We start from the raw sequence: 17,683 nt of genomic DNA on the forward strand, positions 1-17,683 counted from the left end.
CCCCGTTCCGCCGTCCCCCTCGGGCGGCGGAGCGGGGCGTTCGACGTGCCCGACGTCAGGTGCCGTGCAGCCAGACCGCTGTGTCCGGCGGCAGCAGGTCCTCGTCGAGGGGCGCGCTGGTGAGCAGCACGGCGCTGTCGGCGGGCAGTGGTGCGGGCGTGTCCGAGAGGTTCACGAGGCAGCTGAACTCGGTGCCGCGGGTGAAGGCCAGTACGTGGGGGTCGCTCTTCAGCCAGTTCATCGGCCCGTCGCCGAGGGCCGGTTGGGTGCGGCGCAGGTGCAGGGCGGTGCGGTAGAGGGTGAGCATCGAGTCGGGGGCCTGGTCCTGGGCGGCGACGGAGTACTGTGCCCAGTCGGCGGGTTGGGGTAGCCAGGGTTCGATCTCGGTGGGGCTGAAGCCGTACGGGGCGGTGCTGCCGGACCAGGGCAGCGGCACCCGGCACCCGTCGCGCCCGATGTCGGCGCCGTGGGTCCGGAAGAAGTAGGGGTCCTGGCGGAACGCGTCGGGGATGTCCCGGACCTCCGGCAGGCCGAGCTCCTCGCCCTGGTAGAGGTAGGTCGAGCCGGGCAGCGCCAGGCTGAGCAGGATCGCGGCCCGGGCCCGGCGGGTGCCGAGCGCCAGGTCGACCGGTGCGCCGTGCTGGGCGGGACTGCGGCCCATGGCGGTGTCGGCCCGGCCGTAGCGGGTGGCGTGCCGGGTGACGTCGTGGTTGGACAGCACCCAGGTGGCGGCCGCGCCGACCGGGCGGTGGCTGTCGAGGGTCCCGTCGATGACGGCGCGCAGCCGCGCCGCGTCCCACGGGCAGTTCAGGTAGTCGAAGTTGAACGCGGTGTGCATCTCGTCGGGCCGCAGGTAGGCGGCCAGCCGGTCGGGCCGGTCCAGCCAGACCTCGCCGATCAGGGCGCGCGGCTCGGGGTAGCCGTCGGCCACCGCCCGCCAGCCGCGGTAGATGGCGTGGACGGCGTCGCGGTCCACGTACGGGTGCGGCGTCGGCGGGTGGCGGCGGTCGAAGTCGGGCAGCCGGGGGTCCTTGGCCGGCATGGTGGCGGAGTCGATCCGCACGCCGTCCACGCCCCGGTCGAACCAGAAGCGGAGCACCGACTCGTGCTCCTCGGCGACCTTGGGGTTGTCCCAGTTCAGGTCGGGCTGCTCGGCGGCGAAGAGGTGCAGGTACCACTCGCCGGGCTTGCCGTCGGGGTCGGGAACCCGGGTCCAGGCGGGGCCGCCGAACTCGGATGTCCAGTCGTTGGGCGGCAGTTCGCCGCCACTGCCGCGCCCGGGGCGGAACCAGAAGAGGTTGCGGGCCTCCGAACCGGGCGCGGCGGCGAGCGCCTCCTGGAACCAGACGTGCTGGTCGGAGACGTGGTTGGGGACGATGTCGACGATGATCCGCAGGCCCGTCCGATGTGCCTCGGCGATCAGCGCCTCGGCCTCCGCGAGGGTGCCGAAGGCGGGGTCGATCCGGCGGTAGTCCGCCACGTCGTACCCGCCGTCGGCCAGCGGGGAGGCGTACCAGGGGGTGAACCACAGCGCGTCGACGCCGAGTTCGGCCAGGTACGGCAGCTTGGCGCGGACGCCGGCCAGGTCGCCGATCCCGTCCCCGTTCGCGTCGGCGAACGACCGTACGTACACCTGGTAGATGACGGCGTCGCGCCACCACGGAGCGGCCATGCGGAGGACTCCTTTCTGCTGGGCTGGGGCGGGCTGGGGGTGTCTCATGATTCGCGTCGGATCAGCGCGCGGCGTTGGGCGCCCGGCTGGGCGTGCCGGCGAAGCGTCCTCGTACTGGGTCGTACTTGGACGTTTCGCCGGTGCGTCCAGGCGGGATGCCCGGCGTCGCGCGCCCGGCGGGAATCATGAGACACCCCCTACCCGAAGATCTCGAACTCGGAGAGCTGCGCGGCCGGCCAGCCGGTGTTGCCGGTGACGACCAGCCGCAGCGCTCGCTCGCTGGTCCCGGCCGGGAGCGGGATCGTCACGGTGTTCTGGGTCGCCGGGTCGAAGGTGTAGGCGGCCGGCGGGACCAGGGTGGTGAAGGCCGTCCCGTCCGGGGAGCCGAGCACCGAGAGGGTCTGCACCCGGGAGCCCCAGTTCGACGGCAGGGTCAGCACGACGCTGCTCTCCGGCTGCGCCGTGCCGAGGTCGGCGGTGAGGGTCTGCGGGAAGCCCTGGCCGTCCTGACTCTCCCAGTAGGAGCCGCTGTTGTCGTCGTTGGCGTTGGCGGCCGGGAAGCCGGGCAGCGCGCTGCTTGCCGTCATGGTCGCGCCCAGCGCCAGGTTGGTGGGCGCGACCCCGCCGCTGCCGCCGATGCCGTCGGTGTCCCCGACCAGCCGCACGGTGGTGGGGGCGTGGCCCTGACCGCCGGGGATGGTCAGGGTGCCCTGGGCGATGCCGGTGGCCGCCGCGGTGTAGGAGACGTCGACCAGGCACCAGTTGGCGTTGTCGGTCGGCGAGGTGGCGGTCAGGCTGCCGGGGCAGGGGTGGGTCGGGTCGGGGGAGACGGTGAAGCCGCCGCCGGCGGTGATCGGGCCGAGGGTGGTCGGGGCGGTGCCGGTGTTCATGATCGCGACCCGCTGCACCGGGGTGGCCTGGCCGACGGCGGCGGCCTCGAAGGTGGTGGTGGACGGGTAGGCCCAGAGCGGGCTGCCGGCCGGCATGCCACAGCCGGTGCTGTCCCAACCGAAGTCGCCGGGGCCGCGGTTGATGGTGAAGCCGGGGCCGCAGCTGAACACACCGACCCCGCCGACGCCGGTGGCGATGGTCCCGGCGACGCTGACGGCGCCCGGTGCCTGGTCCTGGAAGACGTAACTGCCCACGCGGGCCACCAGGTTGTCCCGGATCGCCACGTTCGTCACCCGGTAGCCGGCAGTGGGCGGGGTGGTCACGGCCGAGCCGACGTAGGCGTTCGAGTTCTGGAACATGAACGCCTCGTAGGGGCTGTCCAGGATCGCGTTGCCGGTGATCCGCACCGGTGCGGTCATGTCGCCCTGCTGCGGGTCGAACCAGATCGCGCCGACGCCGTAGTCCCAGCCCGGGTCCCACTGGCCGGTGCGCACCAGCAGGTTGCCGGTGATGTCGAGCGGGCCGGACATCGGGACCGAGCCGAACCGCTGCCCGATGCCGATGCCGCCGCCCCGGGTGACGGTGTCCTGCAGCAGGTTGCCGCTGATCACGTCGCCCGCCCCGGCGCCGTAGACGCCGATGTTGTTGGCGAGCCCGGGCGAGTCGACGGTGTTGTGGGTCAGGGTGTCGCCGGTGTCGCCGTAGTTCTGCGACCAGAGGGCCAGGCCGTCGTCCTGGGTGTTGCGCAGGAAGTTGCCGGTGATCCGGGCGCCGGTGACCGGACCGTCGGCGGCGTCCAGGTTGATGCCGTCGGCGGTGGTGTCCTGGATCCGTAGCTGACGGATCGTCAGATTGCTGCTGGGGCCGACGATCCAGGCGCCGACCTTCTCGTTCTGGATCCACACGTCGGCGATGGTGGAGTCGCTGAACCCGCCGTTGAAGCCGGTGTCCTCGCTGTTGCTGTCGTCGCGGACGTCGACGTTGCCGTACAGCGCGAGATCGGAGATCTCGACATGACTGCTGGCCGGGTTCTGCTTGCCGTTGAACTCGACGTTCTTGCCGGTCAGCACGGTGTACCACTGGCCGGCGCCGGCGATGGCGATGTGGTCGACGTTCAGCGGGCTGCTGACGGTGTAGGTGCCGGGTGGCAGGTAGAGCCCCTGTCCGGCCGCCGAGGCGGTGTCGACGGCGCTCTGCAGGGCGGCGGTGACGTCGCTCGCCCCGGTGTTGTCGACGTGGTACGGCGCCTGGGTGACGTCGGCGTAGCCGGCCGGCGCGGCCTTCGGGGCGGCCACCTGCTCGAAGTCGGCGGTGTTGATGACGTACCAGGGCGCGTCGTCGCCCGCGTCGACCTGGAGTTTGACCACGGTGCCGGCCGGCAGCGTGCTCGCGAACCGGTATCTGACGTCGTTGTAGAAGTCGTGCGGCACCTCGCCGTTGGGCTGGCCGACCATCGGGGTGTTGCGGAACGGGTACTGGCCGTAGAGCCAGCTGAACTGCGAGGTCAGCGAGAGGGCGGCGGTGGGCCGGTCGTCGACGTAGAGGCTGAGCGGGGCGGCGATGCCGCCGCCGTGCAGCGAGTCGGGCAGCGCGTAGTGGAAGTCGACGGCGTTGGCGGCCCGGGTCAGCCGGAAGGAGACGTACTGTCCCTGGCCGGCGAGTTGGACGGCCTGCCGCCCGGTGGCCTCGGCGGCGAGGCTGCCGTAGTGGTAGTCGGGGCCGAGCACCGTGCCGTTGGTGTGCGCGGACGGGCTGGTCGCCGCATTCTGCTCGGTGAACGGCACGGGCGCGCCGGCCAGGCCCTCGGCGGCGAGGGCGGCCGAGGGCGCGGGCGAGGCCGAGGCGGCGGACGCGCCGGACGGGAGGGCCAGGGCGAGCGCGGCGGGCAGCAGGAACGCCGCCACGGCGGCGACCGCGCGAACCCGTCTGCGGCGCCCGCGTGGAGAGGCGGGGAGAGGCACGAGGCGGCTCCTTGGGGAGGTTCGAGGGGTCAGACGGTCCGGAGCCAGACCGCTGTGTCCGGCGGCAGCAGGTCCTCGTCGAGGGGTGCGCTGGTGAGCAGCACGACGCTGTCGGCGGGCAGTGGTGCGGGCGTGTCCGAGAGGTTCACGAGGCAGCTGAATTCGGTGCCGCGGGTGAAGGCCAGCACCTGAGGGTCGCTCTTCAGCCAGTTCATCGGGCCGTCGCCGAGGGCTGGTTCGGTGCGGCGCAGGTGCAGGGCGGTGCGGTAGAGGGTGAGCATCGAGTCGGAGGCCTGGTCCTGGGCGGCGACGGAGTACCGTGCCCAGTCGGTGGGTTGGGGCAGCCAGGGTTCGATCTCGGTGGGGCTGAAGCCGTACGGGGCGGTGCTGCCGGACCAGGGCAGCGGCACCCGGCACCCGTCGCGCCCGGGGTCGCGGCCGCCGGTGCGGTGGTGCATCGGATCCTCGATCCGGTCGGCCGGGATGTCCTCGACCTCGGGAAGCCCCAACTCCTCGCCCTGGTAGAGGTAGACGGATCCGGGCAGGGCGAGGGTCAGCAGCGCGGCGGCGCGGGCGCGGCGGGTGCCGAGCGCCAGGTCGGTGGCGATCCCGAAGCGCTTGGTCGCGAAGTCGAAGGCGGTGTCGGCGCGGCCGTAGCGGGTGACGGTGCGGGTGATGTCGTGGTTGGCCAGCACCCAGGTGGCCGGCGCGCCGACCGGGGCGTGCGCCGCCAGCGTGGTGCCGATCGCCTCCCGCAGCCGCTCGGCGTCCCACGGGCAGGCCAGGAAGCCGAAGTTGAACGCGGTGTGCAGTTCGTCCGGGCGCAGGTAGCGGGCGAAGCGGGCCGGGTCGGGCAGCCAGACCTCGCCGATCAGCGCGCGCGGCTGCGGGTAGGAGTCGGCGAGCCGGCGCCAGGAGCGGTAGATGTCGTGCACCCCGTCCCGGTCCAGGTAGGGGTGCGGGTCGCGGTCCGGGGTGAAGTCGGGCAGCGCCGGGTCCTTGACCACTTCGGCCGCCGAGTCGATCCGCACGCCGGCCGCGCCGCGGTCGAACCAGAACCGCAGCACCTCCTCGTGCTCCTGCCGCACCTGGGGGTTCTCCCAGTTCAGGTCGGGCTGCTCGGGGGCGAAGCGGTGCAGGTACCACTGGCCGGGCGTGCCGTCCGGCTCGGTCACCCGGGTCCAGGCGGCGCCGCCGAACTGGGACGGCCAGGCGTTGGGCGGCAGTTCACCGTGCTCGCCGCGGCCGTCGCGGAACCAGAACCGGGCTCGCGCCGCCGAGCCCGGGCCGGCGGCCAGCGCCTGGACGAACCAGGCGTGGGCCTGCGAGACGTGGTTGGGCACGATGTCGACGATGGTGCGGATGCCCAGGTCCAGCGCCTCGGCGATGAGCTTCTCGGCCTCCGCCAGGGTGCCGAAGGCGGGGTCGATCCGCCGGTAGTCGGCCACGTCGTAGCCTCCGTCGGCCATCGGCGAGGCGTACCAGGGGTTGAACCACAGCGCGTCCACGCCCAGTTCGGCGAGATAGGGCAGGTGGGCGCGGACCCCCGCCAGGTCGCCGATGCCGTCGCCGTTGCCGTCGGCGAAGCTGCGGACGTACACCTGGTAGATCGCGGCACCGCGCCACCATGCGGGCGCTGCGGGCGCGGCCGCCGGCAGGCCGGCCGAGTCGGTGCGGTGCATCGTGGGTCTCCTCGAATCTGCTCAGCCCTTGGTGGCGCCGGCGGTCAGTCCGGACATGATGTTGCGCTGGAAGATCAGGAAGAAGACGATCGTCGGGACCGAGGCGATCGCCAGGGCGGCGATCAGCACGTTCTGCGGAAGCCCCGAACTGAGCTGGCGCAGGCCGATGTTGACCGTCTGCGCGGAGGTGTCGGTGAGCACCAGCAGCGGCCACAGGAAGTCCTTCCAGACCCCGACCACGGCGAAGATCGAGACCACCCCGAGGATCGGCCGGGAGATCGGCAGCACCACCGACCAGAGCGTGCGCAGCGGCCCCGCGCCGTCGATGGCGGCGGCGGCCAGCAGGTCGGTGGGGATCGAGTCGAAGAACCGCTTCAACAGGAAGATGTTGAAGGCGTTGGTGACCGACGGCAGCCAGATCGCCCACGGGGTGTTGAGCAGACTGATGTGCAGGAAGGGGAGGTTGTTCGCGGTCAGGTACTCGGGCAGCGCGATCACGGTGGTGGGGATCATCAGCGTCGCCAGCATCGCGAAGAGCACCAGGTTGCCGAAGACCGGGCGCAGCTTGGAGAAGGCGTACGCCGCGGCGACGTCGAACACCAGCTGGAACCCGAGGGCGCCGAGCGCGTAGAGGGCCGTGTTGCCGATCAGCCGGCCCAGGTCGCCGTCCTGCCAGGCGGTCAGGTAGTTGTGCGCGGCGGGCGCCGCCGGCACCAGTGTCGGTGGGGTGCGGATGATCTCCTGCGGGGACTTCAGCCCGCCGCTGATCATCCAGTAGAGCGGGAAGAGGAAGACCAGCGCGAAGAGCACGGCCAGGATCCAGAAGACGCTCCAGTACGCGGTGCGCCCGAGCGGGCGGGCCAGTTGTGCGGGCGAGACCAGGGTGCGGGTCACGGTGTCCGGCGTTCGTGCCACGGCTCTCACTCCTCACCCGTGCGGCGGCTGAGCCAGAGGTAGCCGCCGGCGAATCCGGACAGGACCAGCAGGAGCAGCACGCCCAGCGCGCTGGCGCTGCCGTAGTTGTTGTAGGCGAAGGCGTACTGGTAGATCAGGTAGACCACCGAGGTGGTGTTGTTCGCGGCGCCGGTGATCACGTAGGGCTCCATGAAGACCTGCGCGGTGCCGATGATCTGCAGCAGCAGCATCAGCGACAGGACCAGGCGGGTCTGCGGCACCGTCACGTGCCAGATCCGGCGCAGCAGGCCGGCGCCGTCGATCTCGGCCGCCTCGTACAGCTCGCCGGGGATGCCCTGCAGTGCGGCGAGGTAGATCAGCACCGTGCCGCCCATGTTGATCCAGGTGGAGAACATCACCAGGCAGAGCACCGCCAGGGCGTGCGAGGACTGCAGCCACTGCACACCGGGCAGGTGCAGCACGTGCAGCAGCGCGTTGAACAGGCCGCTGCTGTCCGGGGTGTAGAACCAGCGCCAGAGGAAGGCCGCCGCGACCGGCGGCATCATCACCGGCAGGTAGACCAGCAGCCGGAAGTAGGAGCGCGCGTGCCGCAGTTCGTTGATGACGATCGCGGTGAAGAAGGGCACCGCATAGCCGAGGACGAGGGCGAAGAGCGTGAACAGCCCGGTGGTCCGCCAGGCGCTCCAGAAGTCGGGGTCGGCCAGGATGTGCCGGTAGTTGCGCAGCCCCACCCAGGAGGTCTCGCCCGCGAAGTTGCTCTTCTGGAAGCTCATGATCACTTCGCGGATCATCGGGTACCAGGAGAAGAGCGCGAAGCAGATGATCGCTCCGGCCAGGAACAGGTAGGCCGTGGTGTTGCGGCGCAGTTCGCGACCCAGGGAGCCGCGCGGCCGCCCCGTTCGGGCGGCCCGCGCGGCGTCCGCGGCCAGGGCGCGGGTCAGGTTGAGCGTCGCCATGGTGGAGTCCGGTCCCTACTGCTGGGCGTTGCTCAGGATCGAGTTGGTCTGTGCCTTGAAGGTGTCCAGCAGCTGCTGGAGGTTGGCGTTCGGGTCGGTCAGCGCGGTGTTCATCGCCTTGTCGCCCTGCGCGTAGATGGCCTGCGCCTGCGGCGGCTCGACCAGCAGCTTCATCGAGGGCAGCGCGGCCACGTAGGTGGCGAAGTTCTGGGTGGGCAGGTTGGCGTACTTGGCCACGTTGGCCGCGTCGGCGGTGGCCGTGGCGCCGCTCCACAGGTCCGGCTCGGGCAGGCCGACCGGCTCCTTCTCGCCGGCCTTGCGCGCGTAGTCGAACTGGCCGGTTCCCGAGGTCAGGAACTCGTAGTTGAGGAACTTGATGCCGGCCTGGATCTGGGCGGGCGTGTCCTTCTTGTTGAACATGTAGCCGTCGCCGCCGACCAGGGTCGCCGTCCTGCCGGGCATCGGGCCCACCCCCAGGCCGTCGTAGGCGGTGCCGTACTGGTCGTGCATGGTGGTCAGGGTGACCGGGTCGCCGACGTACATGCCCAGCTTGCCGCCGGCCATCATCTGCAGCAGGTCGTTGTACTGCAGGCCCTGCTTGGTGCCCATCGCGTTGTCGGTGAAGCGCAGCTTGTGCAGGAACTGCAGCACGGCCAGGCCGTTCGCGTCGTCGAAGGCGGCGGACTTGCCGTCGGGGGTGACCATGGTGCCGCCGCGCGAGTAGAGCTCGGCGGCGAAGTGCCAGCCGCCGGTGTTGGCGGCGCTGTAGTCGGCGTAGCCGACGGTGCCGCCGCCCAGCTTGGCGATCGCGACGGCGTCGGCCTCGACCTGGTCCCAGCTGGTGGGTGGTGAGTTGGGGTCGAGCCCGGCCTGCTGGAAGAGCGTCTTGTTGTAGACCAGACCGAGGCTGTAGTTGCCCTTGGGGATGCCGTAGAGGTCGCCGGAGCCGTCCTTGCGGTAGATGTTCAGGAGCGAGGACTGGATGTCGGACAGTCCGGCGATCTGGCCGGCGTACTTCTGGATGTCGGCGGCCTGCCCCGAACTCACCACGTTGGCACCGTCGGTGAAGTAGGTGTAGAAGACGTTGTCGGTCTTGCCGCTGGCCAGCTTGGCGTTGAAGGTCGCCGGGTCGTCGCACGGGTTGGTGTCGTCGCCGTTGACCGTGATGTTCGGGTTGAGCTTCTCGAAGGCGGTGACGTCGGCCAGCCAGTTGGCCCGCGGCTGGGCCTGCGAGGTGGGCGGCTCGCAGCCGACGCTGATGGTGACCTTGCCGCTGTCGTTGCCGGCGGCGGAGCTGCTGCCCGAGCTGCTGCACGCGCCGGTGGTCAGCGCAAGGCCCGCTGCGAAGGCGATGGCGAGGGTGATCCGGGCTCTGCCGCCCGTCGACTTACCGGTCATCTGAGGTCCCCTGGTGCTGAGGTTCGCTGCGGTGGCCGCCAACTGCCGTGCGGTGCCCGTCAGCTGACGACAGGACGGATCGCACGGCGACGCCTCGGGGCCGGCGGCTTCGACCCCCGGGCTCCCTCGCAGCCGTGGTACGGGCGGCGGGTCGGTCCGGCGTGCTGCCAAGGTACGGCCTCGGAAACATGGCTGCAATAGGCCGACGCATTGACGCAAGAACGAGACAGTTCAGCGATCTTGCTGCACGCACCTACGCAAACCAGTGCAGATTCGTGACATAGTCATGTCTGTGACTCGTAGACTCGCGGAAGTCGCCAGCAGGGTCGGAGTGAGCGAGGCCACGGTGAGCCGTGTGCTGAACGGCAGGCCGGGTGTCTCGGACGCGACCCGGCAGGCCGTGCTGACCGCGCTGGACGTGCTCGGGTACGAGCGGCCCAGCCAACTGCGCGGCGTGCGGGCGCGGTTGGTCGGCCTGGTGCTGCCCGAGCTGCAGAACCCGATCTTCCCGGCGCTGGCTGAGGTGGTCGGCGGGGCCCTGGTCCAGCTCGGCTACACCCCGGTGCTCTGCACCCGCTCGGCCGGCGGGCTGACCGAGGCCGAGTACGTGACCATGCTGCTGGACCAGCAGGTCTCCGGCGTGGTGTTCTGCGGTGGGCTGAGCGTCGACGAGCACCGGCAACTGCTGGACCGGGGCGTGCCGGTGGTGCTGCTCAACGCGGCCGTCGACCACCTGGGGTTCCCGCAGGTCTCCACCGACGACGGCTCGGCCGTCGAGCAGGCCTTCGGGCATCTGCGCGCGCTCGGCCACCGCAGGATCGCCCTGATGGTCGGCTCCGAGGAGCACATCCCCTCACAGCGCAAGATCGCCGCGTTCACCGCGCTGGCCGCCCGTGCGGGACTGGACATCACCGGACGCATCGGTCACGCGCTCTTCTCCTTCGAGGGCGGCCAGGCCACCGCGGGGGAGTTGATCCGGGCCGGCGCCGGCGCGCTGATCTGCGGCAGCGACATCCTGGCGCTCGGCGCGATCCGCGCGGCCCGGCGGGCCGGACTCGACGTCCCCGGTGACATCTCGGTGGTCGGCTACGACGACTCGGCCTTCATGAACTACACCGACCCGCCGCTGACCACCCTGCGCCAGCCGATCGACGCGATGGCCAGGGCCGCCGTCGCGCTGCTCGTCAACCAGGTCCAGGGCGGTGCTCCGACCCCCAAGGAACTGCTGCACGCGCCAGAGCTCGTGGTCCGGGGGTCCACCGCCCCGGCGCGTGTTCAGATCGCGCAAGAACCGAACCGCGAATAGCGGCTCTTTTCGCTCGGGAAACCGACGGGCGGGCAGCCGGGGCCGCGCGCTGGGCGCCTGCGGACCGCAGGTGCCCAGGCCGGCGGCGTGTCGGCGGGACGAAAGTCGCGACCGCAGCGCATGCGATCGCGGTCGGCGAAAGCTGATGGACCGTCAGGCGCTAGGCCAGTTCTTTCTTTTCTTCTTTTACGCGGAATATTGCGGACATTAATCGGCAGGTCTACTGTTCCGGTGACTTCGCTGCGCTTCTCCCACCCCCAGGAGCGTCATGTCCGCCTCCCCCTCCTCCCCCGCCACCCCCACGCCCGCCGCGAGGGCCGGCCGATCGCGCCTCACGCCGGTCCCCGCAGTCCTGCTCACCCTGCTCGCCCTGCTGCTCGCGCTCGCCACCTGGTCGGTCACCTCGGCCTCGGCCTCCAGTACCGTCTACGAGGCCGAGAACGCCGCGCTGTCCGGCGGCGCGGTGGTCGCGAGCGACCACACCGGCTACACCGGAAGCGGTTTCGTCGGCGGGTACACCGACGCGAACAAGGGCACCGCCGACACGGTCTTCACCGTCAGCGCCGCCGGCGCCGGGGCCTACACCGCCTCGCTGCGCTACGCCAACGGCACCACCGCCACCATGACGCTCTCGCTCTACGTCAACGGCAACAAGACCACCCAGCTCTCGCTGCCCGCCACGGCCGACTGGAACACCTGGACCACGCTGCCCGCCACCGTCCAGCTGAACGCCGGCGGCAACACCATCGGCTACAAGTTCGACACCACCGACAGCGGCAACGTCAACCTCGACAACCTCACCCTGGCCCCGGTCCCGCCGCCCCCGCCGGGCCAGTACGAGGCCGAGAACGCCGCGCTGTCCGGCGGCGCGGTGGTCGCGAGCGACCACACCGGCTACACCGGAAGCGGTTTCGTCGGCGGGTACACCGACGCGAACAAGGGTGCCGCCGACACCGTCTTCACCGTCACCGTCGCGAACGCCGGCCCGACCCCGGTGGCGCTGCGCTACGCGAACGGCACCACCGCGACCATGACGCTCTCCGTCTACGTCAACGGCGCGAAGATCCAGCAGGACCAACTCCCGGCCACCGCCGACTGGAACACCTGGACCACCGTCACCGACAACCTCACCCTGAACGCCGGCGGCAACACCATCGGCTACAAGTTCGACAGCACCGACAGCGGCAACGTCAACCTCGACAACATCACCGTCACCTCCTCGGGCAGCTCCTCCTCCGGGGGCGGCGGCTCCGGAGGCCAGCAGTACCAGGCGGCCACCGCCTTCTACACCGGCGGCCCGTCCGTGGCCACCTCGATCCCCGGCTACACCGGCAGCGGCTACCTGACCGGCTTCACCACCCAGGGCGCGCTGGTCGACCTCACCGTCGACGTGCCGTCAGCAGGCAGCTACCCCGTCACCCTGGCCTACGCCAACACCACCGGCACCACCCAGACCATCTCGCTCCACCTGAACGGCGTCCGGAACGGGCAGCTCAGCCTGCCGGCCGGCAGCGGCTGGCTGACCGCCGTGCAGAACCTCACGTTGCGCTCGGGGGTCAACCTGATCGGCTACCGGACCGACCCCGGGGACAGCGGCAACCTCGCCATCGACAACGTCGCCGTCAACGGCGGCAGCGCGCTCGCCGCGCAGGGCGCGACCGTGCCGTACACCGAGTACGCGGCCGCGTCCGCGCAGACCAACGGGACCGTGCTGCCCTACAGCATCAGCTACCCGAGCCTGCAGGCCGAGTCGACCGGCCGGCAGGCCGTCCAACTCACCGCCACCGGCCAGTACGTGCAGTTCACCCTCACCCAGCCGACCAACTCGATCGTGTTGCGCTACTCGATCCCGGACAACTCCGACGGGTCCACCGCCACCGCCCCGCTGGCGCTCTACGCGGGTGGCAGCAAGATCCAGGACCTGAGCCTGACCACCCAGTACTCCTGGCTCTACGGCGGCGGCTACTACGACACCCACACGCCCAGCAGCGGCCCGGCCCACCACTTCTTCGACGAGACCCGGGCGCTGATCGGCAACTGGCCGGCCGGCACCGTGCTGAAGCTGCAGAAGGACGCGGCCGACACCGCCGCCTCCTACACGATCGACGTGGTCGACACCGAGCAGGTCGACCCGGCGTTCGGCATGCCCAGCGGCTACGTCCCGGTCACCAACTACGGCGTCACCCCGAACAGCGGCGCCGACCAGACCTCGGCGATCAACAGCGCGCTCGCCGCCGTCTCCGGCACCGGCCAGGGCCTCTGGTTCCCGTCGGGCACCTACCTGATCTCCGGTCAGCTGAGCCTGAACAACGTCTCGATGCGCGGCGCGGGGGAGTGGTACACCACGATCCAGTCCACCGCGCCCAACGGCTCAGGCGGACTGATGGCCACCGGCGGCACCAACCAGGTCGCCGACCTGACCATGGCCGGCGACCAGACCTTCCGCAACAACGACGCGGGCGCGGCCGGCATCGAGGGCAACTTCGGCGCCGGATCACTGATCTACGACGTGTGGATCGAGCACACCAAGGTCGGCGTCTGGACCGACTCCGGAAACGGCCTGTACGTGGTCGGGGCCCGGATCCGCGACGTCTTCGCCGACGGCCTGCATTTCAACGGCGGCACCTTCAACTCCCGCGCCGACCAGTCGGTGGTGCGCAACACCGGGGACGACGAGCTGGCGCTGACCACCCAGAACGGCAACGTCACCGGCTGCGTGCTCGCCAACAACACGGTGAGCAGCCCGATCCAGGCCAACGGCATCGGCGTCTACGGCGGCGCGAACACCACGGTCGAGAACAACCGGGTCTCCGACACGGTCGCCTTCGGCTCCGGCATCACCATCAGCACCGCCTTCGGCGCCGGCTTCTCCGGGCCCACCACCGTCAGCGGCAACGCCATGATCCGCGCGGGCTCCTACAACACCAACTGGGGCTCCTCGCTCGGCGCGCTGTGGATCTACGCCAACCAGGACGACATCACGCAGCCGGTCACCGTGCTGAACAACACCATCAGCAAGGCCAGTTACCAGGGTGTGCTGCTCAGCTACGCCAAGCAGATCAGCAATCTGACGCTCGATCAGCTGGCGATCAACGGAGCCGGCACCTACGGCATCGACATCTCCGACGTGACCGGCAGCATGACCGCCACCGACGTCACGGTCTCCGGCACCGGCTCGGGTGGCCTCAACAATGCGGGCAACTACACCATCAACCGCGGACCGGGGGACAGCGGGTTCTAGGCACGGGATGTTGACGATCCGTCAGTCATGAGTCAGGGCCCGTAGCTGCCGTGCGCGCTGCTACGGGCCCCGTCGCTTCCCTTGGATTGACGCTGCTTGAGCGCGACCTGGACCGAGGTGAGCCGGATCGTGTCCACCCGCCCACGGAGGCGGGGTACCTTCCGAGTACGGCCACGCGCCCGGAAAGGGACCAGCATGACGCAGTGGAGTGACTACACAACAGGCGAGCGGATCAAACTTCTTTCCGTGCCGACGATCCGCAAGGCCGAACGCGACCTCGGCGGAAGCCTTCAGACCCTGCTCAAGGTCTCGGCCGCGCTGAACACCGACGTGTCGGTGATCCTCGGGCAGCAGGCGCCGCGCCGGGCGATGCGCGGAGCGGACCGGGCGATGATGCGTGAGCTTTCCCGGGCCGTCCACGACACCGCCGCCGGGGTCGGCGTCGACACCGTGCCACCCACCCCGAGCGAACTCGCCGGCGTCCTCACGGCCGCTTGGGAGACGTACCGCGCCGGCGACTTCGTGGGCTCCGGTGTCCGTATCGCCCCGGCGCTGCGTGAAGCTGCCGCCGCACTGCGGTCCGCACCGCCCGACCAGCGGGGCGCGGCGGCCGGCATCCTGGCGGACGCCTACCGCCTCGCCGCCTACGTGGCCAACCAGTTCGGTGCCCGCGATCTCGCGTACGCGGGTATCGGGCATGCACAGCACCAGGCCGAAAGCGCCGGCGACACGATCCGCGCCGCCATGGTCGCCTCGGGGCGGTCGTGGATCTATCTGCGCGATGCCCGGCTCGACCAGGCCGAACAGACCGCGCGGGCATCGTACGAGAACATCGAACCCCGCTACGGGGATCGTGACCTGGGGTTGTTGGCCACCTACGGGTGGCACGTCACCTTCGCGGCCGTCGTCGCAGCCCGTCAGGGGAACGTGGACGGCGCCGACGACCTGTTGTCACAAGGGCATGCGGTCGCGGCCCGGATGGGCCGGGACGTGACCGTGAACGGCACGGCGTTCGGGCCGACCACGGTCACCGCGCAGGCCATCGGCATCACCGTTTCCACCGGGCGTCCCGCCAAGGCGCTCGGGCTGTTCGACTCGATGGGTGACCTGTCCGGCCTCACTCCGTCGGCCCGCAACCGGATGATGCTGGACGTCGCCCTCGCGCAGGCCGACACCCGGCAGGGCGACACCGCCTTGGACACACTCCTTGACGTGTGTTCGGGTGCGCCCGGTTGGGCCCGGCACCAGGCACTGCCCGGGGTGGTCGCGCAGAAGGCGAGCGCGGGCAGCGCGACCACGGCCAAGCTGCGGAAGCTGTCGAGCATCCTCGGGACTTCTGTGATCATCAGCTGACGGAGAGTGATATGGGGCGTATCACTCGGCTGCGGTACGACTTCCGGAAGTGATACGCCCCATCCGTTCACCGATCGTGGCGGGCGGGCAACAGTAGGCGCATGCTGATGACCAGTCATCAACGCGCCGCCGCGACCCGCGTCGCGTTCCTCGCACGCCTCATGAAGGACCAAAGGCACCCCACCGGGGGCCGCAGATGACCACCCCGACTGACGCCTCCCCGTGGCCGGTCCGCGAGGAATCCTGGACCGTTCAGCCCGGCGACATGGCGGCCGTCGCCGCATCCCGCCGGCGCGCAGTCGCTGCCGCCCGCGCCTGGTGCCCCGAGGAGCTGCCGGAGGAGACCGCCGCCGCGATCCGCTGTGTCATCGCCGAACTGGTCACGAACGCCCTGCGGCACGCAGGTGATGCCGGACCTCGCCGTCCTGGTCGCCGACGGCTCGCCGAAGCCTCCCAGGCCGCGCGACCCCTACGCGGACGGCACTGCCGGCCGAGGACTCGCGGTGGTCGACGCCGAGACGATCGCGTGGAGCTGGCGCCCGGACGGCGCCGGCAAGGTCGTCAGCGCGACGATCGCCCTTCCCGGCTACACCGGGCGGCCCGCTGGCGCCGGCACGGCGCTCACGGCCCGTGTGAGTGCCGCAGCACCACGCCCAACGTCCACACCATCGCGTGCCCCGGCAGCGGCCGGCGCCACCTCACCATCCGATCGGCGCGCCGAACCGATGCCGCAACTACCGCAACGGAGGAGAGCAGCACGTGACGTACACGGAGCAGGGCGCCGCCGCTGGGGTCCTTGGAGTCACGGACCGGGACCGCGCCGGGAAAGTTGGGTGCCGCCTCAACGCACTTTCCACTGCTGGCAGCTGCAAGGTTACGCCCTCGCGGCGTAGACGGAGATCGTCCAACCGCAGAGCGGAACGTCAGACTTCCCGTTGCGCGACCCGTAGGACGACTTCGCTGCTGCGGTAGTTGTCCTCGCCGCACACGATGACGGTCACCTCCGCCAGGCGAGCCCGGACGGCGAAGCACCCGCTCAGCCTGATCTCGATGGCCTCCGCCTCGTGCCCGTCCACCGACAGCACCGCCGGACTCTCCTCGACGGCCCGGCACTCCCGCACCAGGTCGGGCAGCCGCTGGTGGCGGGCGAGTGGCGCCTCGCCGTCCTGGACTGCCCGCTCGTTGAGGAACACCGCGAGGGGGGAGGCGAGGTCATCCAGGGGCCGTACCCGCACCGTCTCGGGCAGTTCCCGGATCGTGCGCACGATGACCTGTGGAACGCGGCGTGCCTGGTACTTCACGTCCAGCGACCACGGGTACCCGTCGGCGCCGCCCTGCCCCAGGGTGCGCGTCCAGGCGGCCGGCGGGTCGGGCAGGAACGCCACGGGCTTTCCGAAGCGCCGCAGTTGACCCTCGTCGCCTCCCTCGTCGGGTGAGGGCAGCGGTCGGCCGGTGCTTCGGTACATAGGTGCCTCCGGTAGAGCTGGGACAGGGCCGGGAGTCACGAACTCCCGGCCCTGCCAGTCTGTCTGTCCTGCTAGCTGATTGTGTAGTGCACGGTGGCGGGACCCGCCGTGCAGGTGCCGCCGTCTACCAGTAGAGCCCAGGAGTAGGTGGGGTTGATCTCCGAGTAGGCAGCTCCCGCGGACAGGTGCCGCAATGCGCGGTGGTCACTCCAGCCGTTGGTGGTCCCGATCCTCTCCGGGGGCCACTCCTGGTTGCTCACGCCGCCTGGGTCCACGAGGGTGACGTCCCAGCTGAAGTAGTTGGTGGCGCTTTCGGTCATTGTGAAGCCGGTGTACAGGTCGCCGGCAACGGTGCCGCCGCCCCACGGGTCGAACTCCAGGAAGGCCCCGCCGCAGTCTCCCCACAACTCGGTGGAGACGTTCGGTACTACGGAACCCTCGGCAGCAGGTGTCGGCTTGACCGCCTCGGCCTTCTTCAGCGCGGCGTCGAGCTGCGTGGCGGTGGCGTCCTTCTTCACCGAGTACTGAACGCCGTTCGGCGCGGTCAGGATCCTGTAGCCGTTCCTGTCGGCCACGGCCGAGTCGAACTTGCTGTACTTCATCCCGGCGTCGATGCGGACCTTCTTACCGGACGCGAGTGCCTCCTTGATCGTGTCGCCCGACGGCACGCCGGTCCCGTGGACGGCCTGCGCGGTGGTGTTGGTCTGTTGCGGTGCGGCATTCGCGACGGTCGGCCCCGCAACTGTGAGCGTGAACATCGTGACGGCAATCGCTGTCTGCTTGAGCACCTGTGCCCCCCTGTGTGTGCCGCGACATCCCCCCAGCGCAGTGTGCGCCTGGTG

12 protein-coding genes are annotated in these 17,683 nt (G+C 70.6%); 3 read left to right on the forward strand and 9 right to left on the reverse strand.

What is annotated here, in order from left to right:
- Positions 1 to 55: 55 nt before the first annotated feature.
- The 6 genes from ABH937_RS03155 to ABH937_RS03180 form a co-directional block, all read right to left on the reverse strand.
- Complete coding sequence (locus tag ABH937_RS03155; RefSeq protein WP_370217095.1) at positions 56 to 1,672, reverse strand: glycoside hydrolase family 13 protein; 1,617 nt, start codon at positions 1,670 to 1,672, stop codon at positions 56 to 58.
- Between the two features lie 197 nt (positions 1,673 to 1,869).
- Positions 1,870 to 4,524 (reverse strand): discoidin domain-containing protein, encoded by a 2,655-nt coding sequence (locus tag ABH937_RS03160; protein ID WP_370217096.1) that lies wholly within the window; start codon positions 4,522 to 4,524, stop codon positions 1,870 to 1,872.
- 29 nt (positions 4,525 to 4,553) lie between these two features.
- On the reverse strand, positions 4,554 to 6,206 hold the full coding sequence (locus tag ABH937_RS03165; protein WP_370217098.1) for a glycoside hydrolase family 13 protein: 1,653 nt from the start codon (positions 6,204 to 6,206) through the stop codon (positions 4,554 to 4,556).
- A 21-nt stretch (positions 6,207 to 6,227) separates the two neighbouring features.
- A complete protein-coding gene (locus ABH937_RS03170; RefSeq protein ID WP_280693915.1) occupies positions 6,228 to 7,121 on the reverse strand; it encodes a carbohydrate ABC transporter permease in 894 nt (297 codons plus the stop codon).
- 5 nt (positions 7,122 to 7,126) lie between these two features.
- On the reverse strand, positions 7,127 to 8,077 hold the full coding sequence (locus ABH937_RS03175; RefSeq protein WP_370217099.1) for a carbohydrate ABC transporter permease: 951 nt from the start codon (positions 8,075 to 8,077) through the stop codon (positions 7,127 to 7,129).
- 15 nt (positions 8,078 to 8,092) lie between these two features.
- Positions 8,093 to 9,475 (reverse strand): extracellular solute-binding protein, encoded by a 1,383-nt coding sequence (locus ABH937_RS03180; protein WP_280693917.1) that lies wholly within the window; start codon positions 9,473 to 9,475, stop codon positions 8,093 to 8,095.
- A gap of 292 nt (positions 9,476 to 9,767) precedes the next feature.
- Between ABH937_RS03180 and ABH937_RS03185 the strand changes: the two genes are divergently transcribed.
- The 3 genes from ABH937_RS03185 to ABH937_RS03195 all read left to right on the forward strand — a co-directional run bounded on the left by ABH937_RS03185 (position 9,768) and on the right by ABH937_RS03195 (position 15,375).
- Entirely contained in the window at positions 9,768 to 10,781 is a 1,014-nt protein-coding gene (locus tag ABH937_RS03185; protein ID WP_280693918.1) for a LacI family DNA-binding transcriptional regulator, read from the forward strand.
- A gap of 268 nt (positions 10,782 to 11,049) precedes the next feature.
- Entirely contained in the window at positions 11,050 to 14,022 is a 2,973-nt protein-coding gene (locus ABH937_RS03190; protein ID WP_370217100.1) for a CBM35 domain-containing protein, read from the forward strand.
- Positions 14,023 to 14,217: 195 nt separating this feature from the next.
- Positions 14,218 to 15,375: an XRE family transcriptional regulator gene (locus ABH937_RS03195; protein WP_370217101.1), complete on the forward strand. Its 1,158-nt coding sequence runs from the start codon at positions 14,218 to 14,220 to the stop codon at positions 15,373 to 15,375.
- Between the two features lie 621 nt (positions 15,376 to 15,996).
- Here ABH937_RS03195 and ABH937_RS03200 read toward each other — a convergent pair.
- From ABH937_RS03200 to ABH937_RS03210, 3 genes are all read right to left on the reverse strand, one after another.
- Positions 15,997 to 16,407: a DUF397 domain-containing protein gene (locus tag ABH937_RS03200; protein WP_370146303.1), complete on the reverse strand. Its 411-nt coding sequence runs from the start codon at positions 16,405 to 16,407 to the stop codon at positions 15,997 to 15,999.
- The gene (locus ABH937_RS03205; RefSeq protein ID WP_280689261.1) at positions 16,299 to 16,841 is read right to left on the reverse strand and encodes a hypothetical protein; all 543 of its coding nucleotides are present in this window, start codon (positions 16,839 to 16,841) and stop codon (positions 16,299 to 16,301) included. Before ABH937_RS03205 ends, ABH937_RS03200 begins: the two co-directional genes overlap by 109 nt.
- Before the next feature lie 71 nt (positions 16,842 to 16,912).
- Positions 16,913 to 17,629, reverse strand: coding sequence for a hypothetical protein (locus ABH937_RS03210; protein WP_370217103.1), 717 nt, complete (start codon positions 17,627 to 17,629; stop codon positions 16,913 to 16,915).
- Positions 17,630 to 17,683: the final 54 nt, after the last annotated feature.

It is taken from the genome of Kitasatospora sp. GAS1066B (assembly GCF_041262605.1).
Classification (GTDB): Bacteria; Actinomycetota; Actinomycetes; order Streptomycetales; family Streptomycetaceae; genus Kitasatospora.